We start from the raw sequence: 22,579 nt of genomic DNA on the forward strand, positions 1-22,579 counted from the left end.
ATTCAGGCGCTTGCCACCCGCCGCCACGGTGCGGATGGCCCGCACCAGTTCCGACAGTTCTTCTTCCTTGCCCACAAAACCGCGTGCACCGGCGTGCATCACCAGCCCGACCGTCGCTTTGTTGTGATGTGCGGAAGCCACCAGGATCCTCAGATCCGGGTAGCGCACGCGAATCAGGCGGATCAGGTTCAGCCCATCGATCTCGGCAGGCCCGAGCGAATAATCCATCAGCAGGATGTCCACCTCGACGGCGTTGTCCTTGAGCGCCTGCACGACCTCCCGGCCCGACGCGAACATGCCGCTGACCTCGATGTCGGCCTCCTGCTTCAGGCGCGCGGCCAGGCCGTGACGGACGACCGCATGGTCATCGAGCACGACCACGCGGATCGGTCGGGTCGCGGTCCAGTTCATGTTGGCAGATTCCTATTCAGCTTGTTTGGGATGGTTGCGCGGGGGCTGACTTTACTGCGCCGCAGCACTCAACGTTGCGACACAAATTTGAGCCATCGCGGGTCGGGCCTTCGATTGACTCAATCCGAGGCTACCCTAGCTCCAGACGACACAAACGATCACAAATTTAATGTCTTATTGTCTGTGATAACCGCCGTGGACACCAGAAAACACGGCCTGGCGTCACTTTCCCTCGACGACCGTATCGTCGCGGGCATAGATGGAGCAGTTCTGATAGCGCTCCTTGCACCACGACACCGCGCGGAACTCCGCGTTCTGGCCCCATTGGTAGATGAACTCATCGCCATCGGCCGCCACGAACACCTTCGGCCAGGGCTTGCGCAAATATTCAGCAAAGCCGGCCTGCGCTTTCGGGCCAAGTTCGCCGGACTTGCGTGGGGTTGCAGTAGCCGGTGTGGTGCCCGACGGGGGCGCCGCTGCCGCCTTGGCGGTGGACAGCGCAGCCGCCCGCTCGGCCAGCGCCTTCTGCGCCCGCGCCGGCACGTCGTTGATCCAATCGGCCGGGGCCGCAAAGTTCAGATTTTGCCCGTACGCGGCCGACACCATGCGCGAGGTGATGCCCACCAGCCGCGCATTGCTGTCGAACAGCCCGCCGCCGCTCGACCCCTGCGAAATGGCGGCGGACGTCTGGATGGCCCGGAGTTGTCCGCTTTCGTCGTGCCGCAATGAAGAAATCAGCCCTTCGCTGATGGTGAGATCAAACCCCAGCGGGTTGCCGATCGCATAGACCTTCTGCCCGGTCACCAGCGTGCTGCTGGGGGCGATGGTGACGGCCGGGTAGTGGAAATCGGCGATGCGTAGTTGGCACAGGTCGCGCTCCACATCGGGATACAGCAGACGCGCACCAAAGGTGGCGTTGCCGCGCTTGACGCTCACCTGCTTGCCGCCGCGCAGCACGTGGCAGTTGGTAATGGCCAGCCCGTCGCCGATCACCACCGCACTGCCCAGTGCGGTCGGCCGGCCAGTGGCGTCGGCCACAAGCACCTCCCAGATGCTGGGGGCGACCTTGGCGAAGACATCGGCCGGCTCCAGCGCAGCGGCAGGCACGGCGCTCAATGCCGCAGCAGCGGCGAGGCACGCGCGAAGAATCAGGGTGCTACGGCTCATTGTGGGGTCAGCAGATCGGAAAGGTCGCTCAGTGTGGTGGAGCCATCTTCGGAGCGGGTCTTGTCGCGCAGGAAGGCGACATCGGCATCCGTCAGGTCGGGGCAACTTCCGGTGCCCCAGGCCGGGTTGATGTGGTACGCGCGGTAGCGGACATTGAGGGCGTGCCACGATTTGCCGTCGTCCGACTCCGCCACGCCGGCGCGGCAGACGTGGGCGTTGGCCGGGTAGCTGGCCGTCATCTTGTACTGCTTGCCCGGCTGCGGCACGAACGTTGCCGTGACGCCGCAGCGGTAGGTCATCGTGCCGGCCGTGCGGAAGAAACTGGCGCCCAGCGTGGTCGGCACGCCAGCCAGCACGCGGATCGGCCGGGTCGCATCATTGGGCTTGAGTGCGGTGCGCGGGCCGCCGCAGGACTTGGCCTCATCAAAGGTAAGGATCGTGGCGTTGGTGCTGGACAGTGGCCGGATGAAATCCACCGTGGCGGTCTTGGCGCCGGCTGGCGGCTCGTTATAGGGCATTGCGCAACCGGCCAGCCACAGCGCGCCCCCTGCTACCGCCGCGATCGTTCGGATCGTCATGCGCCCCCCGGCACTCTTCAATTGGATTGTTCGATGTGATTGGCTGATGCGGGCTTGGAAGCCCGCAACGCCATGCATCGCGCAAGTGTAACCAAAGGTGGAGACACGGGAACGGCGCGCCGCACGGACGTCGCATCCGCGCGTCGCCCCTGGTGCCGGACCTACGCGAGAGCCGCGTCGATGCGCGCCTGCGTGCTGTGCCGCGCCCGCTCGAATACCGCCATGTCCCCCATCAGGAAGGCAACATTGGCGTTGGAACGGAAGGATTCGATCTCGAAGACGAGCTGCTCGACGTCAAGATCGGCGCGCAGTTCACCCGCTGCCTGACCGGCGATGATCACCTCGCGAAAACGGGCACGCACCGCCTCGCGGTGGCCACGCACGCGATCCTGGATGATGCCGGGTCGGGCGCGGTATTCGTAGCTGGCCGCGCAGACAAAGCAACCACCGGGCGACTGCCCACCCGCAACGTAGTCGAACCAGCCTTCGGTCAACGCACGCAGGCGGGCGAGCGGGCTCTGCAGCGCCAGCGCCGGCTGCACCACCGCGCTCAGGTAGTGCACGACGCCGGCGTCGAGCGTGGCGAGCTGCAGCGTCTCCTTGTCGCCAAACAGCACCTGGATGTTGCCCTTGCCCACGCCCGCATCGGTGGCGACGCGGCCAATGGTCAGGCCCTCCAGCCCGTCGGTGGAGGCGATGGCGGTGGCGTGTTCCAGCACTTGGGCGCGCGCACGCTCGCCGCGCACGCGCCGGCCGTCGGTCTCGTTCATGGTGATGCCCTCTGTGTTCTCGAAGCCCGATCTGTGAGTAAGGTCAACGCAATCAGACCTTGACGCGGGGAAACCGCTCTCTAGTATACGTACGACCGTATATTAATAACTGAGATCACCCCATGTCAACGGAATCCCTCGCGGGCAGCCTGGCTGCCGCGTCCACCTCGCCAGCGCGACGCTGGCCCGCGCTGGCTGCGCTGCTGACCGGCAACTTTGTCACCATACTCGACCTGTTCATCGTCAACGTGGCGATTCCGGACATCCGCACCGGGCTGCACGCCAGCTTTGCCGAAATCCAGCTCGTCATGGTCGGTTACAGCGCCGCCTATGCGGTGTTCCTGCTCAACGGTGCGCGCCTGGGCGATCTGTTCGGGCGCAAGCGCATGTTCCTGGCGGGCATGGCGGTGTTCACGCTGGCATCGGCCCTGTGCGGGCTGGCAACGAGCGCGTGGATGCTGATTGCGATGCGCGTGGCGCAGGGCCTGGGCGCCGCCATCCTGATGCCACAGGTGATGGCCACCGCGCGCGTGTTGTTTGATGGGGATGAGCGTCGACGCGCGTTCGGGGTGATGGGCGCGGTACAGGGCGCAGCCGCATCGCTGTCACAGCTTGCCGGCGGCTGGCTGATCGGGCATCCGCTGGCGGCAGACATTGGCGGCTGGCGCATGGTGTTTCTGGTCAATGTGCCGATCGGCATTGCAGCGCTGCTGACAGCGCGGGTGTTTGTTACGGAATCACGTGCCCCGGTGCCAGCGCGGCTGGATGTGCACGGCGCGCTGGCCGGCGCGGTGGCGCTGGGCATGCTGCTGGTGCCCATCATGCAGGGCCGCGAGTTTGGCTGGCCGTGGTGGTCATGGGCGGTGCCGCTGGCCTCGTTGCTGGTGTTCCGGCATTTCGTGCGGTATGAGCAGACGCTGTCGGCCGCGGGCCGTGTGCCCATCATCGAGATCGCGCTGTTTGCCAACCGCAGCTTTGTGATGGGCGTGCTGGCGATCTTCCTCATCTATACGGCCATCAGTTCGTACTTCCTGGCGCTGACGATGCTGCTGCAGTTCGGGCACGGCATGAGCGCCCTGGTGGCCGGAATGGTCTTCACACCTGCGGCCATTGCGTTCTTCACGGGCTCGCTATCCGGGCCACGCCTGACCGAGCGCATCGGACAGCGCGCACTGCTGCTGGGCGTGGCGATCTTTACGGTGGGGCTCACGCTGTCGGCCACGGTGGCGCAGGTGGGTGGCCCGCTGCCGTTGCTGATCGTGGCGCTGGTGCTCAACGGCTTTGGGCAGGGCATGGTGCTGCCGCTGTCGCTCAACACGATCCTCAGCAGCGTGCAGGCCTCGCAGGCCGGCATGGGCGCGGGCGCGGTGACGACCATGCAGGCCGTCGGCAATGCCGTGGGCGTGACCGTGGTGGGGGTGCTGCTGTTCTCGCTGCTTGGTCATGTGGAAGGCGGCAGCTCTGCCGAGCACATTGCACGCTACGGCCATGCATTCGCCCGAGCGACGCTGTACAACGTGGGGGCCACGGCGCTCGCCTTTGTGCTGTTCTGGCGCGCGTGGCGCCGCCATGCGTAGCAGCAGCCTTACTTGCGCACCCAACCGCGCCGCACGCATGGCGCCAGCACCACGCCATGCACCGCCAGCCCGAGGCGGTGCAGCGGCTCTGACAGCGTATGCGCCACGCGGCCGCTGCCTAGCCAAGCGCTCAGCGTGGCCACACCGGCGGCGCCCAGCATGTCGAACGGATAGTGCACCCCCAGGTAGATGCGCGCCCAGGCCATCGGCAGGCCCAGCAGCGCCAACCAGACGCCCACGCGACGCAGACGCGCGTCCCACATCAGGCTGAACGCGACCGTCCACCACACCGTCAAGTGGTCGCTCGGAAACGAGGAATCCGCCACATGCGGCAGCAGATTGGTCCCCAGACCGATCTCAAACGGCCGCGGGTGATACCAGACCAGGCTGAATCCCGCGCTGATGAGCAGTGCCAGAGCGGTCGCCAACGCGGTCTGCAGCGCACGGCGGCGCGACGTCGGCTCGCCCCACAGCCAGCAGGCTACAAGCGTCAGCGGCGCCAGCCAGATCAGGTACTCCGCAAAAGACATCGCCAGCCAGAACGTCGTGGGGGCTGGGTCGGTTGGGGCGTTAAGCCAGAGAAACAGGGTGTGATTGAGTGATTCCATACCGCATCGGCCTGCAGGCCGGGTTGATTCGACAGCTCCGGTTTGTCCCGCGCACAGTACGGGGCGTTCCCTTCAATTCCCTTGGAGCCTGCCTGCCGGTAAGGCTACGGCGACAGACTTAGGCAAATCACAGGGCTACCCAAATCGCTGCCTAGGCTTTTCGCCCCGCCGGCCCGTGCCTATGATGGAGACTCCCAGGCAGCACGCACCCATCGCCGATCGCCACCCCGGCACCGCTGGAGCACACAGCGGGCAACGGACCGAGCGGACACCGATGACCAAACCGGGGGGTTGGATGGAAAGTTTCCTGATCCGGCGGGCCACGCGCCGGCAGTCAGCCTTTGCCGGCGTGATTGCCTTGCTGATCCTGCTGACGCTAGCCGTGGCCGCGCCCCGGGCCGGCCTGCCATGGCCCGCCATCAACCCGTTCATGCCGATGTGCGCATTGACGGTCTTTACCACCGCCTGTATCGCCGCCTTCCTGTTGGGGGCCCAGTTCACCGTCACGCGCCAGCCGATGCTGGGCGCGCTGGGCGGCGCCTATGCCTTCACCGCGCTGGCCGTGGCCCTGCAGTTGCTGATGTTTCCGGGCGTGTTCTCGCCCACCGGCCTGTTCGGCGCCCGCCCGACCAGTGCGGTATGGATGTGGGTGTTCTGGCACGGCGGCTTTCCACTGTTCGTGATCCTGGCGGTGCTCACGCGTGACCGGTTCTCGCGCGATGCGGTCTCTACCCGGTACGTGGCCTTGTGGGCATGGCTGTTGATCGGCGGGCCGGTGGTCGTTGGCGCGCTGCTGTGCGGCGTCGCCCTGATGGCGAATCTGCCGCCGCCGTTGGCGTCATCCACAGGAGGGGCGATTGCCAGCAACCCCGTCGCGGTGGTCCTGTGGGCGATCAACGCGATTGCCGTGCTGGCGGTGCTCGCGAGCGGCCGCCTGCGCGCCGTGCTGGACGTATGGCTGGCGATTGCCGCGCTCGCGTGCTTTACCGATACGAGCCTGAACCTGCTGAGCTCCGACCGCTTTACCGTGGGCTGGTACGTGGCGCGCCTGTTCAGCATGCTCGCCCCTGGGGTGCTGGTGTGCGTGCTGGTGTGGGAAGTGACGGCGCTGTATCGGCGGCTGTTCGAGGCGCACGTGTCGTTGCGGCAGGCCTCCATGCATGACGCGCTCACCGGTCTGTACAACCGCAGCTACTTCAGCGAACAGATCGGCGTGCGTATGGGCACTGCCAAACGCAACGGGCAACCGCTGTCGCTCATCATGGTGGATGTGGACCACTTCAAGCGCTACAACGACGCGTTCGGCCACCTTAAAGGCGATGCCTGCCTGGCGGCCGTGGCGGCCGCGCTCTCGGGCGTCGTGCGCCGCCCCGGCGATTTCATCGCGCGCTACGGCGGCGAAGAGTTCGTCATCGTGTTGCCCGACACCGGTCCGACCGACGCACAGGCATTGGCCGAGCGCGCGCGTGAAGCGGTGATGCGCCTGCGCATCGACGCTGCTGCGCCTTCACGCTATGTCACGGTCAGCGCCGGCTGTGCCACCGCCACGCCCGGCAGCACAGCCTTCTCCACCGATACGCTGATCGAGACGGCCGATGCGGCGCTGTACCAAGCCAAGGCGGCGGGACGCAATCTCGTCATCAGCGCACAGGCCATGGCCACCGCGGTGATGTGACCCTGAAACGGCAGGCCACCGAAGACACAGAACGCTGCCTGTTCGATTTCCTCGATCGCGCATTGCAGGTCAAACGTCCTTGCGTTGGTCGCCTGCAATCAAGGCGCACACTCACACGCCTGCTTTCTGTCTCTGTTTACTTCTTTCTTTATATAAAGATAGTAGTAGTAGATAACGGTGGATAAGTTCTGTGGATAGGTGCAAAAACTGCTTTTGCATCAATGCCTTGCGAAATGCACAACCGTTCGGACAGCATGTGCCGTTGCGTGGATGAGTTCGGTGGATCGCGTCGCACCCTGTGCAACCGCGCAGAAGTTATTCCTGTGCTGTGGACAACCTAACCCCGGAGAGCCAACACGCTTTTCCCTTGAGTTTTCCACAGCGGGAGGTGGGAGTTATCCACATTGCAGCACGGCTCAGCTGCGAACCTGCGGTGTATTGAAGATGCGTTGCGATGCTTCGAGTCGCTGCCAACTACACGAGGCTTGCCTCTTTCGACTGGAGCGCAGACACGATCGGCGCAGTTGGTGAGGCAAAGAATGCAATCCGCTTATGCGGTGCCCGTAGGAGCAGCTGGCGCACCAGCGGGCACCTTGTATCGGTTGTAGCCCCATAGGTACTGTTGAGGAAAGCGCCTGACCATCTCTTCCATTTCGGCATTGATCCACGCAGCCTGGGCTTCGGCGCTCTGGGGAAGCGGCCCCGTCAGGCGCTTCACGTGCATCCGCCAGCCACGCCCACCGGGCAGCCGCTCGCCGGCGGCCACGATCAGGGCCGCGTTCGTCTGCTGAGCGAGCTTGCCTGGCAACGTCATGGTGTACGCCAAGCGGCCAAAGAATGGGACCCACACACCGTCGCCCTTCGGGGCTTGATCAGGAAGAAGGCCAACCGCGTCCCCCTGTCGCAACGCGCGTACAAACGATCGCACACCTTGCGCTGTTGCTGGCACCGTCTTCAAGTTCGACGTTGCGCGTACGGCATCCAGCAGGCCGCGCAGCATGGCTTTGCGATGCGGGCGAAACATGATCGTCAACGGAATGCGTTGCGCCGCATAGCGAGCAGCCAGTTCAAAGCAGCCAAGATGGGGGGTGAGCATGATGAGCCCGTTGCGCTCGGCCAAGGCTTGCTCGATGACGTCCCAGTCCTCACAAATCACCTGGGTCATGCACGCTTCGCTCTGAAACCAGACACGTGCCAGTTCGCTCATCATTGCGCCGGTTTCTGCCGCTGCCTGCCGTGCAAAGCGGGGCTCTTTAAATCCAGCCTGCGCAGCATTGCGCTGGACATGGCGGCGATATCCACCCGGTATGGCATAGACGATCCGACCGAACGCGCGTCCGATGCCATGGATTACAGGCAGTGGCAGTGAGGAGAACAGCCTCAAGAGCGTCGGCAGCGCGCGCTGAGCAAGCTGGGAAGGGCGATGCATGGTGTTGCACTCCGGGAGTGAGTTGCCTGACGCGCCGCTAAGCGTTACGCAAGGCGTCAGCTGAAACGGCAGAGGCTAGCGAACCAATGAAGACGCCTACTGGTCAAGCGACCATCCTGGGTTGGGCACGTTTTTCCCTTCGCGATAGGTCCAGCTCGCGCCGCACGTGCGGCATATGAATGTGCTCACCGTGACGGCCGCTGTCTTGGAAGCTTTGATGCGCTGGGTATCGGTGATTCGTAGGAAGGCATGGCCCGATGCACCAAGTCGGTGGACTTCAATTGCAAGGCAAGCGTGGCAGAGTGTCATGCCAACTCCTCTCTCAAATAACGTGGAACCGATGTAGCGCGCGGGCATTCGTCCGCTTCGTCTTCGGTCTAGACGCCAAAGACAGGAGCGCCATACTTCAACAGCAATTGCTCGATCTGGCTCATGTCATCGATGCGCGGTGTTCTGTCTTCTGTCACGCGTGACGGGCCGCCATACACGGCAGCCACATGTCTGCGCACCGTCAGTACATCATTGGCCGGTGGCGCGACGATGACGGCATCGCCAGGCTCGTGCCGGTAGCTGCCATCTTTCCAGCCCTCGGGCGTGAGATGCAGCTCTTCCCATTCATCACTAACAGACATCGTGATTTCCTTCTCGTTGATTCTGGGGTGGCGCCTGCCGGTGCAGCAAGCGGAAAAGCCGCCAGAGGCGGCTTGTGCGATTCAGTTCTTGTCACGGGGGGCTAGACGTGCGATGGCTGCTCTTCCTGCAAGCCGGGCCGCATGTCTTGCGAGTGCTTCTGTGCGATGTACGTTGTGGCGCATCGAGACGTTGGCGAGGATGCGCTCGACGCCATCGCTGTACTCATTGATGAGATAGGTGGCAAACCAGACGCCTGGTTCTTGCTCAATCGGGTACACGGACACCGTGTAGGGGGATGGGACTTGGACTTGGTTCAATCGACTGCTAGGTTTCGGGCGAAAGCTGATGGCAAGCGTGGTGAGACAAGGCAAACCACTTCTTGCTGATGACGTACGCCACGATGGGTAAGGCCAACGCCGTTGTGCCATGCGTATAGGTGCATGGCGCAAGCATTGGCGGCGAGGTGACCGTACTTGCGTACGCTGGCACGCCTAGTACATGCGTGCCGGATACGGAGCGGATAAGCCGCCGGTCTGGTAGGTGGTGGGCTACGTGGCCCAGGACGATTCGGGTGTACGCCCGACGGGTAGCCGGGGCTGTGTCGTCTTGTTTTGCCCGGCCCCCGGCCCGATCGATTCGAGAAACGGGCAAAGGTGGCACATGGTAACAGTTTCCCGCAACCACTGCTTCGTGCGAGCCTGGTGCGTCTGCCTCAAACGGTGCGCTCGCTCCCTGATGTGCAAAGGCTGCGTTGCATGCGCAACATGGGGGCGAGCGACCAAGCGCGGTCGCAACCACATTCATGCGCTATTTCGAGGTTGATTGTCTTTTTCATTGACAAAACCTTGCGATACCGGTAGAAGTGGCAGCGCAGGCTTTTCAAGCAGTTACTCCGATGTTTTGGGTTGTCACGTCGAGCGACACCTTTTTCTCTTTGTGCTTCCTTGATCGTCATGCCTGGTGAGCACGAGCTCATCCAGAATGTTTAAGGAATCCAACATGGAAACCGGTATCGTAAAGTGGTTCAACGACTCCAAGGGCTTCGGCTTCATTACTCCTGACGCGGGCGGCAACGATCTGTTTGCGCATTTCTCTGAAGTTCAGGGAAATGGGTTCAAGTCGCTTCAAGAAGGGCAGAAGGTCAGTTTTGTATCAGGCGTCGGCCAGAAAGGCCCGGTTGCGACCAAGATTGCACTGATCTGATCGCTCTCGCCAGCCAATAAAAAACCCCGCCACGCGGGGTTTTTTTTCGTATCCGCATATGGCCACGTACCCGACATGCAGCGCACGCTGTGGGTACCGTGGGTGGCTGTCTTGAACGACACGCCCGGACCGCACCTGCTCAATTGCAGTGCTTCGGAAGATAGTGACGTCGTCGTGCAGTTATGGGAGTACAGTGGGGCACCAACAATAGCGCGCCGGATCTTGCATTCGTTGATACGAAAGCATTGTTATCCGCACTTGCAATCACAGCGCTCGGTGCCGCCTCCTCCGCTGGATCAAGCCTTGCACGCTGTCATCCTCGCCTGTTCCGCACACGGACGCTTGCCCGTTGATGCTCTGACTCGCGATGTCGGTCATGGAGACCCGTGATGCTCGATCTTGTCGCGTTTACCAAGCCGGTGCTCGATGAAATTACCGGGCAGGATGTACGGACCTGGAACGCCAGCCCGAGCGTGCTGGCAGCAAACTGGCAGGTACCTGAACTCGACAGCCGCATCTGGCGTGTGAGAACGCTCACGATCGCATTCACGCACGATGTCATGAATCAGTTGCTGCACGCGGACCGCCAAGACCTTTGTCAGCTGCAACGCATGCTTGACCGCGTTCTACGGGCACGCCTGGGCGTGCATGCCCAGACAGACCTCGGAAGTCGGGCGCTCACGCTTACCGTCGATCGTCTTGGGGGGGATTCCTAGCCGCCCGGGCCACTCAACGGAATCGCCATTCACAGTCACTGTCGGCGCCTTGCCGGGCATCGGCCGTGCCCACGACCAGTTGGAGCCATGCATGAATGCAAGCCCGTCAGCTACGTACAAAGGTTTCGACCTGTTGATCTTGCGTTGGAGAGGAGTGTTGTGTGCATGACCAGTCCGGAAACAAAATGACTCATACGTCGGACAAGACGAGCTTTCTTTGCACACTGCCTGGAGCAGCCAAAGGCATGGCGTATTCCATCACCGTTGGCTTTATCGAGAATGGGCACCCGAACTGTGTGCAATTCACCAGTTTCGTAGGTGAAGGAAGGCGATCTTTCAGGGTGTTGGCAAGCGCGTCGGATATGCCATTCGCAGCTACGCGCAGCGTTGAAAGCTTTTGTCGATTGGCGATCGGACAGGTGATCCGGGACAGCCTCTACGCTAAGACTGTCGAGGGTGACCATATTCTCGACATGTGCGCACAGCCCTGGGAGGGTGAGCTCAGGATCGCGGGCTCGAGGCGCTCGCAAGGGCCGCTGCGCCCGCAATCACTGGGCTGACGCGATTGTCAGCCCAATGATTGCCGCGGGCGCCCAGTAGGCATGAGGCGCCTTCGGCAAGCATTGCCAATCGCATCACACCCTGCGGAAGATATTCCCCTTTGCCGAGGGTGAAGCGCGTATGCTGGGGCTGCCATCTGGCAAGCAATGCAACAGGAGTACCACCATGGCCAAGAGTCAATTGCGCGGCAACCGCGAAGTGAAAAAGCCTAAGCAACCGAAGAAACCAGCGGTGCCGGCGACTCCGTTCAGCACAGTTCAATCGCGGGTCGCCAGCGAGGTTGCCACCAAGAAGAAGACGTAGTCGCGTTGGCCGCAGACCTGCCATGCAAGGTCGATGCGGGCCGATGCATCAAGCGTGACGCTTTTTATCGCGACGTTAACCATCTGCATTGAACGTCAAAAGCGCAGACCGACTCGGGAGGCGCACCATGATCCACCGCGACACACATCAGACATTCCGGGGGCTTCCGCTAACAACCGAGCAAGAGGCGGAAGTCCGTCATTACTTGAACGTGCAGCGCCGGCTGGGCAAACCATGGAATACCCCGGAGTTGCGGGCGATGCTCAAAGATATGCTTCTGCCACCCAGTACCGAGGACGACGGCCGGAGCGCCGCCACGCAGGAGGCATCGGCCGCTGCAGAGCGCGCAGCCACGCTCGTGGACGAGGCCATGGAGCCCATTGAGGCGTACGAGGAATGGATCGCCGCCATGGAAACCGAGAACATGAAAAAAGATGCGCACTAGGTGCGCGCATCGGCGAGACTCAGGCCAAGCGCGATAGCTTTGTGACAGCAAGGGGGCATCCGCGTTGTCGCGCAAAGCCCGATGGCTTACCACCGGGCGACGGATAGTTCGATGGCGTGCGCGGAAAGAGCGTACAGTGGGCTACCTCTTTCAGTGGAGATTGCTGTGGATGCCTATCCAACTTGTCGCTACAAGGGGTTCGATGTTTATCCCCTGATCTACCTGTTTGACCCGCCTCGTGAATGGCATGAGCGGCGTCCGGATCGGACTTACAGCGCCTCCGTGTTGATCTGCCTGGCAGGCGAGCCGCCGAGTACAGAACACTCTCGCATCTTCCCGCTGCAGGCGATCCAATGGGAGAGCATCGGAACGGCCAAACGTGCAGCTGCAAAGATGGCCGAAGACATCATCGATGGATTTGTGCCAGGCCAATCCATGATTGCCGAGTAGCTGCACCAGACCTGCGGCCAGTGCCGGTGCTGCGTCGCCCATTACCTGCCTTCGCCGACAACCAAGCGATGCTGGAGACAGGCAGCAGGAGGTCGTATGGTCCGCATGCGCTATGCGGTCGGTTTGACTTATGAGGTGCGTGACCCGACCGCCGACTTCATCTTCAATTTCCACGCCGCACAAACAGCGCGCCAGGCGGTCATCACCGAGTCATTGCAGTTGACCCCGGCGTTGCCAGTTGAGCCCCACACGGAACCCACGCTGCTCAATCGACGCCTGCGTGTGCGGGCGCCCAGGGGGCACTTCTCTGTCAGCTACGCTGCAACCGTCAACATCGACCATCTGCTGACACCCCCTGAGCAGTTGTTCGAAGTCCCCATCGCAGATCTCCCGCTGGATGTCATCACATACCTGGCCCCCAGTCGCTATTGCGAATCGGATCGCCTCATGGAATTTGCGCTGCGGGAGTTCGGTGGTTATCAACGTGGGTACCCGCTTGTCATCACGATTCGGGACTGGGTCTGCGGCTACGTGCGATTTTCCCCTCACTCTACAAACGAGTGCACGTCTGCTGTGAGCACGCTCGTTGAGCGCAAAGGTGTGTGCCGGGACTACGCACACCTCATGATCGCCCTGTGCCGCGCACTGAGTATTCCGGCGCGCTTTTCGAGTAGCCTCGACTACGGTGCTGATCCGCTGATGGGTCCACCGGATTTTCACGCGTTTGTAGAAGTGTTTCTGGGGCATCGATGGAATTTGGTCGACCCATCGAATGCGTCAATGCCCATGGGGCTACTGCGAATCGGTACGGGGCGTGACGCAGCGGATGTCCCCATTTCCATGGTCTTCGGCAATGTCAAACCATCGCGACCGCTGGTGGAAATTCAGGCCATTGCATGCGATGCGCCAGGATTCAGCATGCCAATCGACACGGCACAGGGGATCAGCACATGGTGAGGGGGCGATCGTAGCTCACCACTCATCTGTTGCAGGCGGCGTCTCTTCAACACCAAGGATCACATCGATCGCCGCTCGCCCAGCCAACTCGCCAATCAGGTGCGCCCAACGTCGAGAAAAGGGGCCGCCGTGGACTTTGATGCGTTTACCAATGGCTGCGACGCCGGGCGACTGTACCGGGCCTTCGATACAAAACCATAAATCAAACATGCCCTCGGATGCGCCTACAAGCTCCATGTGAATTTCGTAACCACGGTACTTGGTCGTACGAGTCATCGCGCTACTCCCGTTGCTGGTCGCGATCGCATGTGCAAGAGTAGGGTCCAGAATTTTTGGCCGCAATGACTTTTACGATATAAGCCACGAGGGTTCTGTTGTGTCGAGACACGATCAACGTGGAGCAACTTGCAGGCCGAGCGGTTCAGCGATTCTGATTCTGCGGATTGGGCTCTGAGCGCCGATGGCTGCGGGCAGACCACGCATCGCGACCCAGTGCGCACGGCATTCGAGTCTCGGTCCTGCAGATCTGGGGCATCGGCCCGCGCGGTTGCTCCATGGGCCTCCGAGCACCGCAGTTTTCGGTTCGTATGTCGCCCTCAAACACCTGATGTCGGAAAAGGCGCTTCTGCTGATTCGTACCGCATCATGAGGAAGCTTCCGTCACTAAGTGGTTCAATCTCGATCTTCTTGGTCGTGCCTGGGCCCGAGCCCCGACCGTCAAGGGACTTCCGTGTTGGCGCCCAAATCAGCATAAGTAACTCCCATCCGTTTTGGTACCCGGCAATCGCGGCTGTTAGGTTGGCTAACGGCGGCTCCTGGCTGCGGATTCAACCGGTCGATGGCAGCTCTCGACCCCGAAGCTGACCTTCAAGCTCGCCGAAAGCGGTCATTCAACTCACTCAAGGCGCGCTGTGGCTTATTGATTAGGGCTGCAAGTTCCGGGTTGTCGCCCCACCCCGTCCTCAGCAGGGGCGTTGCGCTGCGATCGCGATTCGTTCCAGCGTATCGCCAAGGTGTTGCGCGAAAGCATGCGCTCTGGCGCTCATGTCGCCACGCGATGGGTGGACGAGGTAGAGACCCTGCAGAGTGGCGTCCTGCAGCGGTGGGTGAATGCAGACCCGCGTTATCGCCGGAACGGCCGACACAGACACGGGCGGTATCGACGCTCCATACACTGTGATGGAAATGCGAATCGGAACACGCGGAGGTGCACCTGCGCATCGCTCACTGGACGAGGACAAGACCTTTGTCGTGCTGGAGGGCTTGCTCGAATTCCAGATCGGCCTGACCGTTCAGAACGTATCCCCGGGAGCAGTGGTTACGGTCGCGCGCGGCGACGTACACGGCTTCAACAATCAGGCAGACGTGGACGCGCGCATGCTGCTGATATCCGCGCCGGCAGGTCATGACGCATTCTTTCGCGCGATGGCTGCGCTGCCGACGCCCCACGATATCGAGGCAGTGCGGCGCATCTGCGAACAAAATCGGCAGGTGATCGTGGGCATATGAGCACGGATGCCGAAACAGTGGTGCCTCGGCAAGAGGCTGCGCTCACAGAACAACAAAAATTGAGGGGCTATTGTGCAGCGTGCCCCCCGCCCTGCCAGTCAGACGCGCGATTTCACGGACCTGAAACTCCTTATCCGGCCGCAGCAGGAGTAAATCCGGCACGCGGCGCCGGTAGTGGCTGAAGAGGAAGGGAGCGAGAGCTTGTCGCACAACACCGGCTACGATTGCAGCTGAAATAGCTACATCTGCTTGGGCTATTTCGATGGGCACAGATGCTGCCTGACGCACTCGCCGTTTCAGTTATCCTTGCCGCTTCGCGTTGTCACCCGCCCGTCGGCCTTTGCCCGCCGCATGACTGAAACCGATCCATCCCACCGCGTCCGCGTCGAACCGCTCGGCGTCAGCTTCGACGCGCCGGAATCGCTGACACTGCTCGAAGCCGGTGGCTTCGCTGGTGTGTCGCTGCCGCGCTCGTGCCGCAACGGCACCTGCCGAAGCTGCCTCTGCCGGATCGTCAGCGGCACCGTCCGCTACACGATCGAATGGCCGGGCCTGAGCCGCGAGGAAAAAGCCAAAGGCTACACGCTGCCGTGCGTCGCGATCGCGACGTCGGACGTCATCGTCGACGTGCCCGATGCGACCGTGGCATAAGTCCGCAGCCTCCATTACGCTCATGACGAATCCACCCGCCAGCCCGCCGCCCCTCCTCCCGCGTCATGTCGCGGTGATCGGCGCAGCGGGCGGCCTCGGCCAAGCCATCCTGCGCATCTGCCGCGCCGAGGGCATCCGTTTCACCGCCATCGTCCGTTCCAGGCCCGAGCGGATCGCCGACGTGCCGGCCGGCTGCCGCGTCGCCGTCGTCCGTTCGCTCGCGGACCGCGCTGCGCTCACCGATGCATTCGCCGGCACCGACGCGGTGCTCACCGCGCTCGGCGTCACGCCGACGAGCGACGATCCATCCTCGCGGCTTTCCGCGAATATGGACACGGTAAACGCGTCGATGCGTGCAGCGGATGTCGACCGCATCGTCGTGGTCAATACGCTGCTGACAGCGCCGCCGGGCGAACCGCCGAGTCGCGCGATCCGGTTCTTTTCGCACGTACCCGGCCGGATCGGCCGAGGCGCGGCCGAATTGCAGGCCGTCGTCGACGCGCTCGGCAACGGCGCGTTCGCGTCGCTGCGCTGGACGCTCGTGCGCGCGGCCGTCAATGCGCGCGGCAAGGACGAACGCCCGGCCGCGTCGGTAGACGCGAACGGCACACGCAACAACAGCCTGATGCCGGTGTCGTATGACGCAATGGGAAGATGGATGCTCGAAGAAGCGGCGGCGAACGCGTTCGTACGCCAGGCGCCGAAGGTGTCGCGGCAGCGAAACTGATCTCGCGTTCGGAGCGAACGCGGGCCGCCGGGGGTGTCAGGTTTTCCGTGCCATCCAGCAACGCGCGTAGCGCCGTTAGTTTCTCCGGTCCCGAGTTGACACGCGAGAACCGCCTCGTTCACCTCGTTACCGGCGACCGGCTTTCACTGACTGCGGGCTCTTCCACATTAAGACTCAAATTCAGATCGTCGCCAATCAGGAACGTGAGAGAGTGGCCGACCGATGCCTCGAGTTCGTCGCTGATGTCTGCGGCAAGACATTCAGCCCCGTTGTAACGCATCCTTGTCTTCAGCACGAGCAGGATGCCATTGAGTGCTGCACAGTCCGAGACCGGCAGACGCCCAACCGCACAGCAAGCGGCTGTTGATACCGGTTGGCGCGTCGCCATTCGGTCTCCAGCGCACTGTCAAATGCACGTCGTGTCGCCAAGCCGCCGCTGCCGCGGAGGCATTGGAGGAGCAGGCGGACGAGCTGCGCCGTGGGGTGGCAGTGTTCCGCGTGACGGTATAGGAAGCCCTTTCTTGAGAGCGATTGCACGGTCCGGCGAAGAGCATTTCTTCGTCGGGCCCCGTTCTTTGCTCTCTGGGTCAGGAGAACCGTTGGGCTTCAGGGAAGTGTGGACCGAAGGAGGATCGAACTCCCGACCTCCGCATTGCGAACGCGGCGCTCTCCCAGCTGAGCTATCGGCCCGTGAAAAATCAGTCTACTCGAAATTTCGGGGCGCCTTCAATCGCGGGTCAACCCGCCCCCCGACTCCATCCCCGGGTTGTTCTCCATACCGACGATGCGCGGCGTATTCAGGGGCCGTGCGCTCACTTCACGTTGGTCGCGCAGCCAGTCGGCCAGCACATCCCACACCGGGCGGCCGCCGGCCTTGCGCGCTTCGGGTGACACGGCGGCCCAGCCGGCCACCTTGTAGCGGCGGTCGGCGTCGATGGGCTTGTCTCCCAGGCGCATGTCGGTAATACGCTGGCCCATCGGCTTCATCGGGTCGATGGTGTAGCGCAGGCCGCCGGTGCGCACCATGTCGCCGCCTTGCTGGTAGTACGGGTCGGGGTTGAACAGGTTGTCGGCCACGTCTTCAAGCACGGTCTTGATAGTGGCGCCCGTCATCTCGGTGAGCGTGGTGGCCGGGTACGTAATGGCGGTCTGAGCCATCAGTGCTTCCATCGTCAGCGCTTCGCCGGGCAGTAGCGTGGTGCCCCAGCGGAAGCCGGGCGAGAAGGCAATCTCCGCGCCCTGCGCGTGCATCAGGCCGTCGACGATGAGCTGGTCGAACGTGCCGTTGAAGTTGCCGCGCCGGTACAGCAGGCCGCGGTTGACGGCGAGCGTCTCACCCAGCTTGTTCTTGTACGGCGCACGCACGCGCTCGATGAGCGCTGACATGGCCGGATCGGGCGGCAGCAGATCAGCGAAGACGGGCAACAGCGTGTAGCGGACGCCCTGCACCGCACCGCCACGCACATCCAGATCGAGCACACCGACAAACTTGCCGTTGGCGCCCGCGTTGGTGACCAGCGTCACGCCGCCAGGGTTGCTGACCTTGACCGGCGCCGGCACCGCATCGTGCGTGTGGCCACCGAGGATCGCATCCAACCCACGCACGCGCGAGGCGAGCTTTAAGTCGACATCCATGCCGTTGTGCGACAGCAGGACGACCACCTTGGCGCCCTTGCTGCGCGCCTCGTCAATCATCTTCTGCAGCCGTTCTTCCTGAATGCCGAAGGTCCAATCGGGCGTGAAATCGGCCGGATGTGCAATCGGCGTGTAGGGGAACGCCTGGCCGATGATGGCGACCGGCACGCCGTTCAGCTCGCGCAACACGTACGGATCGAACACCGGATCGCCGAAGTCGGCGGTCTGGATGTTCTGCGCGACGAAGGCGACTTTGTTCTTGAAGTCGTGATCGACCACGTGGCGCACGCGATCGGCGCCGTAGGTCATTTCCCAGTGCGGGGTCATGACGTCCACGCCAAGCGCGAGGGCCGCATCGACCATGTCCTGACCGTTGGTCCACAGCGATGTGGCCGAGCCCTGCCACGTGTCGCCGCCGTCGAGCAGCAGCGCATTCGGGCGCGTGGCGCGCAAGCGTTTGATGAGCGTGGCCAGATGCGCGAAGCCGCCCATGCGGCCATAGCGGCGTGCGGCTTCGGTGAAATCGAGCGAGGTGAAGGCGTGCGCAGCCCGTGTGCCGGGCGTAATGCCGTAATGCTTGAGCAGCGCGTGCCCGATCAGATGCGGCGGCTGCCCGGCCCATTGCGCCACGCCCAGGTTCATGTTGGGCTCGCGGTACTCAATGGGCAGCAACTGCGCGTGGCAGTCGGTGAAGTGCAGCAGGTGGACGTTGCCGAAGCGCGGTAGGTCGTAGGCAACCTCAGCGTCGACATTCGCGGCGTGGGCGTCGGTCAGGCGCAAGCCGGCGGCTGCGGCTATCGCCAGGGCTTGAACGAATTCGCGGCGGTTCATTTTTTGTTGTTGTGCGCCGGGTGGGCGTACTGTGCGAGGTCGGCTACGTCGTCTTCGAGCATCTCGCCGACTTCCTTGCGCACCACGCGGCCGTTGGCGTCGAGCACGAGCAGCTCCGGCAAGCCCTTGCGCGGGCCGGTGGCGGCGCACAGCGCGTCGGTTTCCATCGTTACCGGAAAGGTGAAGCCGCGCTTGGCGACGTAGTCTTTCGCGAGCTGCGGGTTGGCGTCGATGCTGATGGTGAGGATGCGCAGGTCCGCGCCGCGCGTGGCGTCGTAGAGCTTCTGCAGGCGTGGGTTCTGCAGCGCGCAGAACGGGCACCACGACGCCCACGTGGCGATGATGACCGGATGCCCGCGCCATGCGTTGCCCGACACACGCGTGCCGTCGAGCAATTGCACGTCGGGCATCGTCACCACATCACCCACTTCGACGGCTTGTGCAGTGCTGGCGGCAAACGCCATCGCCACTGCCAGCCACACCATGAACCGTCGAACCGTGCGCATGATGGGTCCTACTGATTGACCGGCGAGGCCGGATCAAACAACAGCGCCATCACATCGCGGATCTGCTGCTCAGTGAGGATGCCTTTGTGCCCGAAGCGCGGCATGTTGGAGCACGCCGCATACGCGTTGGAGTTGTAGATCTTGCCCCACGTGTAGCGCAGGATCGCTTCCGAATCGCCGCGCAGCTTGCCGTATTGATACAGCGACGGGCCGATGGTGCCGTACGACACTTCGTCTTTCGACAGGCGGTGGCACGCATAGCAGTTGGCCCCGTTGACTGTGCCGGCCGGGTCGGAGAACTGCATTCCGCGGCCGCTCTGCGCGGTCTTCTCGCCTTCCTTCCAGTCACCCAGCCACTTGTTGTCAGCGGGGTAGTGGATGGTCTTCGTCTGCGCGTCTTCCAATTTCTTGGCGACGGCAGCGGGTACGGCGTTGCGGTCAGCGAACTGGCTGCAGATCTTCTGCACGTCGTCGCGCTCGATCACGCCTTCCACAGTGGCCGGGCCCTTGGAGACAAAGCTTTCGTGGATGACCTTGGCGAGTGCGGCGTCGGCCTTGGCATCCGGTTTGGGCGGCGTAATGGCATCCGCAGCGTGTGCGGTGCCGGTAACGAGTGCCAATGCGATGAAGGTCGTTCGGATCATATGCAGCCTCATCGTTTGATCGACGGCGCGTCCATCTTGCCGCCGTTGGCATTGCGGGCGAGGAACAGCTCCAGCGCGGTGATGACCTCGCTGCCATAGAGCGGTTCTGGAAAGCGCTGCTGGCGCAGGCAGTCGTACAGGCGGTGCTGCATCGTGCGCACCTCGCCTTGCGAGACGCGATAGCCGGGCCATGTGGAATACGCAAAGCGCGCACCCTCCGCCGTCAGCAGATCGGGCAGCTCCTGCAGGCGGATGCGCAAACCCGGCTGGGCGTGGCAGGTGGCACAGGCAAAGTCATACGCGCCCCCGCGATAGAAGAACATGCGGCGGCCGAGTTCGTACACGCGCTTTTCTTCCGGATGGGCGAGCGGAATGTCGATGGCCGCGCCGCGCGATTCCGAGGTGATGTACGCCATCAGCCGCTCGATGTCCGACGACTTGCCCGGCGATGAGAACGGGCGGGCCGAAGCCTCCTCTTTCGTCAGCCCCTGCAGCGTCATGCGGCAATACATGAGGCGCTGTTCGGCATCCATCACGCGGCCGGTGTCCTTGAAGAGGCGCGGCAGCTTGGCGTAGGCACCCTTGACCACGCCGGGGCCAAGGCCTAGGTCACACGCTTCGAGCGATGCCTGTTTGGGGCCAGCGGGCTTCTTCCAGAGTTCTTCGCCAGCGGCTTCCCAGAGTTCGGCCGGGTTGCCGTCGGCCAACATCTCGCGGTACTGCGCGATGCCGGCAGCGGCGCTGTCCTTCTGGTCCTTTGCGTCCTGCGCATGTGCCACCAGGGCAATGCCGGCCGCCAGCGCCGCGGCCAGCGCGACGATTCGTTTGGTACGTTTCACCGTCCCCTCCGTGGGTCGCCTACGGTTTGATATAGGCGAAACCTTCTTCTTGCTGCAAGCGGGTGATCTCCACCACACCGGCGGGCACCACCTTGGCTTCGAGCAGCAGCTTGTCTTCCGGCACCTTGAAGGCCATCAGCGAGTTGTGGCACACGCGAAACTCCACACCCATGCTGGCCAGCGCGGCCACAGGCGCGTCAAACGGACGACCCTGCGCATCCTTGGCCCCTTCGACGAGGAATTCGATGCCATGCCCCAGCGCCACCACCACGATCTTCGTGCCGGGCGCGCCGTTGAGGTGGTTGCGCAGGTTGCCGATCGCGCGCATGGCCTGGTCGAGCCCCTCGCTCAGTTGGTACACCACTTTGTAGCGGGCACCGGCGCCGCCGGCACGTGGTGCGGTCTGCGCGGCGGCCTTGCCAGCCACGCCCAGCGCTGCCAGCGCAGCGGTCACACGGAAGAAACTGCGTCGCATGGCAGCCTCCTGAAAAGCGTTATTGGATGGCGCTTATTGGATCGACGCCTCGTCGGTGCGCTTGTCGCCGTGGTTGTCGACCCAGGTGACTGTCACCTTGTCGCCCTTGGCGCCGCCCTTGAACTTGAAATTGAGGAACGGGTCCTTCGACACAGCCGGGCCAAACTGCCCGTCCAGCACCGTCTTGCCGTTGTGCTGCACCGTCACGTTGGTGATGTGCCAAGCCGGCACGATCTTGCCGGACGCGTCCTTGCGCTGGCCGGTTTCCATATCGTGCTTCATCAAGATCTTCACGTCGGTCGTGCCGCCGTTTTCCATTGCGCGAATGCGCATCGGGTCTGCCATGGTGTGCTCCCTGTCCTTATCTTGCGATCCTGCTGTTCAACCGCCGCAGCCACCGAGGGTGACCTTCACTTCCTTGCTCGCAAGCACCCATTTGCCGCCCGCGCGCACGGCTGCGTAGACCATCGAGGTCTCGCCCATCTTCACGCGCGTGCTCACGAACGGATCTGTGCCCGCCGGAATCGCAAACGTGGCGGCCAGCGTGTTCGGGTTCTTTTCCACCAGGATGGCAATCAGGTCCGTGCCCGGCAGCGTGCTGGTCACCACCAGCGGCACCACGGCGCCGTTCTCGGCGATGTCCGGCGCGGTGAGCTGGATGCCAGCACCGCCCTTGTCGACAGCGCCACCGCCCAGTTGCTTGAGCACATCGTTGACGCCCTTGATGCTGAAGGCGGTCTTGTTCCACTCGGCGGCCTGCGCCGGGGTGGCGAGGCCGGCGGATACGAGCAGCGCCATCATGGCACCCGCGCGCAGCACATCTCGGCGGGAGAGGTTCACAGAATCGGTCATTGCCCTGTCCTCGCTCACTTGGCCGGGGCGCCCGCGAGCACCCAGTCAATCACGGTCTTCAGATCGGCGTCGGCGATCTTCGGGTTGGCCGGCATCGGGATCTGGCCCCAGTTGCCCATGCCGCCCTCGCGCACCTTCTTGATGAGCTTGGCTTCGGCCCCGGCATCGCCCTTGTACTTGGCGGCGACATCCTTGTAGGCCGGGCCAACGAGCTTGCGGTCCACCGCGTGGCAGCCCATGCAGGCGTTCTGGTTGGCGATGGACTGCGCGCGGGCAGCATCGACGGCAGCCAGCGCAGGCGCGGCGGACAGCGCCAGGCCGGCCAGCACCGCAGCAGCGGCGAGCGTGGGGGCGAACTTCATGTGGTCTCCAGAGGGTGGGGCTGCCCGCATGCGTGTGCGGGCCAATGGTCGCAATGGCCAGAATG

31 protein-coding genes and 1 tRNA gene are annotated in these 22,579 nt (G+C 63.2%); 12 read left to right on the forward strand and 20 right to left on the reverse strand.

Features of this window, described 5'->3' with window-relative positions; all coding sequences use genetic code 11:
- The 4 genes from JHD73_RS12100 to JHD73_RS12115 form a co-directional block, all read right to left on the reverse strand.
- The coding region (locus JHD73_RS12100) for a response regulator transcription factor (protein ID WP_199030520.1) at positions 1 to 411 on the reverse strand (411 nt) is incomplete at its 3' end.
- 222 nt (positions 412 to 633) lie between these two features.
- Positions 634 to 1,578 (reverse strand): S1C family serine protease, encoded by a 945-nt coding sequence (locus JHD73_RS12105; protein ID WP_199030521.1) that lies wholly within the window; start codon positions 1,576 to 1,578, stop codon positions 634 to 636.
- A complete protein-coding gene (locus tag JHD73_RS12110) occupies positions 1,575 to 2,156 on the reverse strand; it encodes a hypothetical protein (RefSeq protein WP_199030522.1) in 582 nt (193 codons plus the stop codon). The genes JHD73_RS12105 and JHD73_RS12110 overlap by 4 nt, the downstream gene beginning before the upstream one ends.
- Before the next feature lie 161 nt (positions 2,157 to 2,317).
- Complete coding sequence (locus JHD73_RS12115) at positions 2,318 to 2,926, reverse strand: TetR/AcrR family transcriptional regulator (protein WP_199030523.1); 609 nt, start codon at positions 2,924 to 2,926, stop codon at positions 2,318 to 2,320.
- A 122-nt stretch (positions 2,927 to 3,048) separates the two neighbouring features.
- Between JHD73_RS12115 and JHD73_RS12120 the strand changes: the two genes are divergently transcribed.
- The gene (locus JHD73_RS12120) at positions 3,049 to 4,503 is read left to right on the forward strand and encodes an MFS transporter (protein ID WP_199030524.1); all 1,455 of its coding nucleotides are present in this window, start codon (positions 3,049 to 3,051) and stop codon (positions 4,501 to 4,503) included.
- A gap of 8 nt (positions 4,504 to 4,511) precedes the next feature.
- Here JHD73_RS12120 and JHD73_RS12125 read toward each other — a convergent pair whose 3' ends face one another.
- Entirely contained in the window at positions 4,512 to 5,111 is a 600-nt protein-coding gene (locus JHD73_RS12125; RefSeq protein WP_199030525.1) for an undecaprenyl-diphosphatase, read from the reverse strand.
- A gap of 295 nt (positions 5,112 to 5,406) precedes the next feature.
- Between JHD73_RS12125 and JHD73_RS12130 the strand changes: the two genes are divergently transcribed.
- A complete protein-coding gene (locus JHD73_RS12130) occupies positions 5,407 to 6,786 on the forward strand; it encodes a GGDEF domain-containing protein (protein ID WP_199030526.1) in 1,380 nt (459 codons plus the stop codon).
- Between the two features lie 550 nt (positions 6,787 to 7,336).
- Here JHD73_RS12130 and JHD73_RS12135 read toward each other — a convergent pair.
- The 4 genes from JHD73_RS12135 to JHD73_RS12145 all read right to left on the reverse strand — a co-directional run bounded on the left by JHD73_RS12135 (position 7,337) and on the right by JHD73_RS12145 (position 9,803).
- A complete protein-coding gene (locus JHD73_RS12135; RefSeq protein WP_199030527.1) occupies positions 7,337 to 8,215 on the reverse strand; it encodes a lysophospholipid acyltransferase family protein in 879 nt (292 codons plus the stop codon).
- Positions 8,216 to 8,311: 96 nt separating this feature from the next.
- Positions 8,312 to 8,524 (reverse strand): hypothetical protein, encoded by a 213-nt coding sequence (locus tag JHD73_RS29100; protein ID WP_233176916.1) that lies wholly within the window; start codon positions 8,522 to 8,524, stop codon positions 8,312 to 8,314.
- A gap of 68 nt (positions 8,525 to 8,592) precedes the next feature.
- A complete protein-coding gene (locus tag JHD73_RS12140; protein ID WP_199030528.1) occupies positions 8,593 to 8,847 on the reverse strand; it encodes a translation initiation factor 1 in 255 nt (84 codons plus the stop codon).
- 713 nt (positions 8,848 to 9,560) lie between these two features.
- A complete protein-coding gene (locus JHD73_RS12145) occupies positions 9,561 to 9,803 on the reverse strand; it encodes a hypothetical protein (protein ID WP_199030529.1) in 243 nt (80 codons plus the stop codon).
- Between the two features lie 44 nt (positions 9,804 to 9,847).
- Here JHD73_RS12145 and JHD73_RS12150 point away from each other — a divergent pair, with 44 nt between their 5' ends.
- The 7 genes from JHD73_RS12150 (at position 9,848) to JHD73_RS12180 (ending at position 13,483) form a co-directional block, all read left to right on the forward strand.
- Positions 9,848 to 10,051 (forward strand): cold-shock protein, encoded by a 204-nt coding sequence (locus JHD73_RS12150; RefSeq protein WP_199030530.1) that lies wholly within the window; start codon positions 9,848 to 9,850, stop codon positions 10,049 to 10,051.
- A gap of 389 nt (positions 10,052 to 10,440) precedes the next feature.
- Positions 10,441 to 10,767 carry a hypothetical protein gene (locus tag JHD73_RS12155; protein WP_199030531.1) on the forward strand — a complete coding sequence of 109 codons (327 nt, stop codon included), beginning with the start codon at positions 10,441 to 10,443 and terminating at the stop codon, positions 10,765 to 10,767.
- A 185-nt stretch (positions 10,768 to 10,952) separates the two neighbouring features.
- Positions 10,953 to 11,327: a hypothetical protein gene (locus tag JHD73_RS12160; protein WP_199030565.1), complete on the forward strand. Its 375-nt coding sequence runs from the start codon at positions 10,953 to 10,955 to the stop codon at positions 11,325 to 11,327.
- Positions 11,328 to 11,493: 166 nt separating this feature from the next.
- Positions 11,494 to 11,631 (forward strand): hypothetical protein, encoded by a 138-nt coding sequence (locus JHD73_RS12165; RefSeq protein WP_199030532.1) that lies wholly within the window; start codon positions 11,494 to 11,496, stop codon positions 11,629 to 11,631.
- A gap of 127 nt (positions 11,632 to 11,758) precedes the next feature.
- A complete protein-coding gene (locus JHD73_RS12170; RefSeq protein ID WP_199030533.1) occupies positions 11,759 to 12,076 on the forward strand; it encodes a hypothetical protein in 318 nt (105 codons plus the stop codon).
- 165 nt (positions 12,077 to 12,241) lie between these two features.
- Complete coding sequence (locus tag JHD73_RS12175; RefSeq protein ID WP_199030534.1) at positions 12,242 to 12,526, forward strand: hypothetical protein; 285 nt, start codon at positions 12,242 to 12,244, stop codon at positions 12,524 to 12,526.
- A 96-nt stretch (positions 12,527 to 12,622) separates the two neighbouring features.
- Positions 12,623 to 13,483 carry a transglutaminase family protein gene (locus tag JHD73_RS12180; protein WP_199030535.1) on the forward strand — a complete coding sequence of 287 codons (861 nt, stop codon included), beginning with the start codon at positions 12,623 to 12,625 and terminating at the stop codon, positions 13,481 to 13,483.
- Between the two features lie 15 nt (positions 13,484 to 13,498).
- Here JHD73_RS12180 and JHD73_RS12185 read toward each other — a convergent pair whose 3' ends face one another.
- Positions 13,499 to 13,759: a hypothetical protein gene (locus tag JHD73_RS12185; protein WP_199030536.1), complete on the reverse strand. Its 261-nt coding sequence runs from the start codon at positions 13,757 to 13,759 to the stop codon at positions 13,499 to 13,501.
- Positions 13,760 to 14,593: 834 nt separating this feature from the next.
- Here JHD73_RS12185 and JHD73_RS12190 point away from each other — a divergent pair.
- From JHD73_RS12190 to JHD73_RS12200, 3 genes are all read left to right on the forward strand, one after another.
- Positions 14,594 to 14,992: a cupin domain-containing protein gene (locus tag JHD73_RS12190; RefSeq protein ID WP_199030537.1), complete on the forward strand. Its 399-nt coding sequence runs from the start codon at positions 14,594 to 14,596 to the stop codon at positions 14,990 to 14,992.
- Between the two features lie 351 nt (positions 14,993 to 15,343).
- On the forward strand, positions 15,344 to 15,643 hold the full coding sequence (locus JHD73_RS12195) for a 2Fe-2S iron-sulfur cluster-binding protein (protein ID WP_199030538.1): 300 nt from the start codon (positions 15,344 to 15,346) through the stop codon (positions 15,641 to 15,643).
- Between the two features lie 22 nt (positions 15,644 to 15,665).
- The gene (locus JHD73_RS12200) at positions 15,666 to 16,370 is read left to right on the forward strand and encodes an NAD(P)-dependent oxidoreductase (protein ID WP_199030539.1); all 705 of its coding nucleotides are present in this window, start codon (positions 15,666 to 15,668) and stop codon (positions 16,368 to 16,370) included.
- Between the two features lie 118 nt (positions 16,371 to 16,488).
- Here the strand turns inward: JHD73_RS12200 and JHD73_RS12205 are convergent, their stop codons facing one another.
- The 10 genes from JHD73_RS12205 to JHD73_RS12250 form a co-directional block, all read right to left on the reverse strand.
- A complete protein-coding gene (locus JHD73_RS12205) occupies positions 16,489 to 16,758 on the reverse strand; it encodes a hypothetical protein (protein WP_199030540.1) in 270 nt (89 codons plus the stop codon).
- Between the two features lie 229 nt (positions 16,759 to 16,987).
- Positions 16,988 to 17,060, reverse strand: a tRNA-Ala gene (locus tag JHD73_RS12210).
- A gap of 36 nt (positions 17,061 to 17,096) precedes the next feature.
- Positions 17,097 to 18,836, reverse strand: coding sequence for a thiosulfohydrolase SoxB (gene soxB / locus JHD73_RS12215; protein ID WP_199030541.1), 1,740 nt, complete (start codon positions 18,834 to 18,836; stop codon positions 17,097 to 17,099).
- Complete coding sequence (locus tag JHD73_RS12220) at positions 18,833 to 19,342, reverse strand: TlpA disulfide reductase family protein (RefSeq protein ID WP_199030542.1); 510 nt, start codon at positions 19,340 to 19,342, stop codon at positions 18,833 to 18,835. The genes soxB and JHD73_RS12220 overlap by 4 nt, the downstream gene beginning before the upstream one ends.
- 8 nt (positions 19,343 to 19,350) lie before the next feature.
- Positions 19,351 to 19,998, reverse strand: coding sequence for a sulfur oxidation c-type cytochrome SoxX (soxX, locus tag JHD73_RS12225; protein ID WP_199030543.1), 648 nt, complete (start codon positions 19,996 to 19,998; stop codon positions 19,351 to 19,353).
- Complete coding sequence (gene soxA / locus JHD73_RS12230; RefSeq protein ID WP_199030544.1) at positions 19,995 to 20,825, reverse strand: sulfur oxidation c-type cytochrome SoxA; 831 nt, start codon at positions 20,823 to 20,825, stop codon at positions 19,995 to 19,997. The genes soxX and soxA overlap by 4 nt, the downstream gene beginning before the upstream one ends.
- A 19-nt stretch (positions 20,826 to 20,844) precedes the next feature.
- The gene (locus JHD73_RS12235; RefSeq protein ID WP_199030545.1) at positions 20,845 to 21,300 is read right to left on the reverse strand and encodes a DsrE family protein; all 456 of its coding nucleotides are present in this window, start codon (positions 21,298 to 21,300) and stop codon (positions 20,845 to 20,847) included.
- Between the two features lie 33 nt (positions 21,301 to 21,333).
- On the reverse strand, positions 21,334 to 21,645 hold the full coding sequence (soxZ, locus tag JHD73_RS12240; protein ID WP_199030546.1) for a thiosulfate oxidation carrier complex protein SoxZ: 312 nt from the start codon (positions 21,643 to 21,645) through the stop codon (positions 21,334 to 21,336).
- 36 nt (positions 21,646 to 21,681) lie between these two features.
- Entirely contained in the window at positions 21,682 to 22,152 is a 471-nt protein-coding gene (gene soxY, locus JHD73_RS12245) for a thiosulfate oxidation carrier protein SoxY (RefSeq protein ID WP_199030547.1), read from the reverse strand.
- Positions 22,153 to 22,166: 14 nt separating this feature from the next.
- Positions 22,167 to 22,514 carry a c-type cytochrome gene (locus JHD73_RS12250; RefSeq protein ID WP_199030548.1) on the reverse strand — a complete coding sequence of 116 codons (348 nt, stop codon included), beginning with the start codon at positions 22,512 to 22,514 and terminating at the stop codon, positions 22,167 to 22,169.
- Positions 22,515 to 22,579 lie beyond the last annotated feature (65 nt).

It is taken from the genome of Ralstonia sp. ASV6, assembly GCF_016429285.1.
GTDB classification, from domain to species: Bacteria; Pseudomonadota; Gammaproteobacteria; order Burkholderiales; family Burkholderiaceae; genus Ralstonia; species Ralstonia flaminis.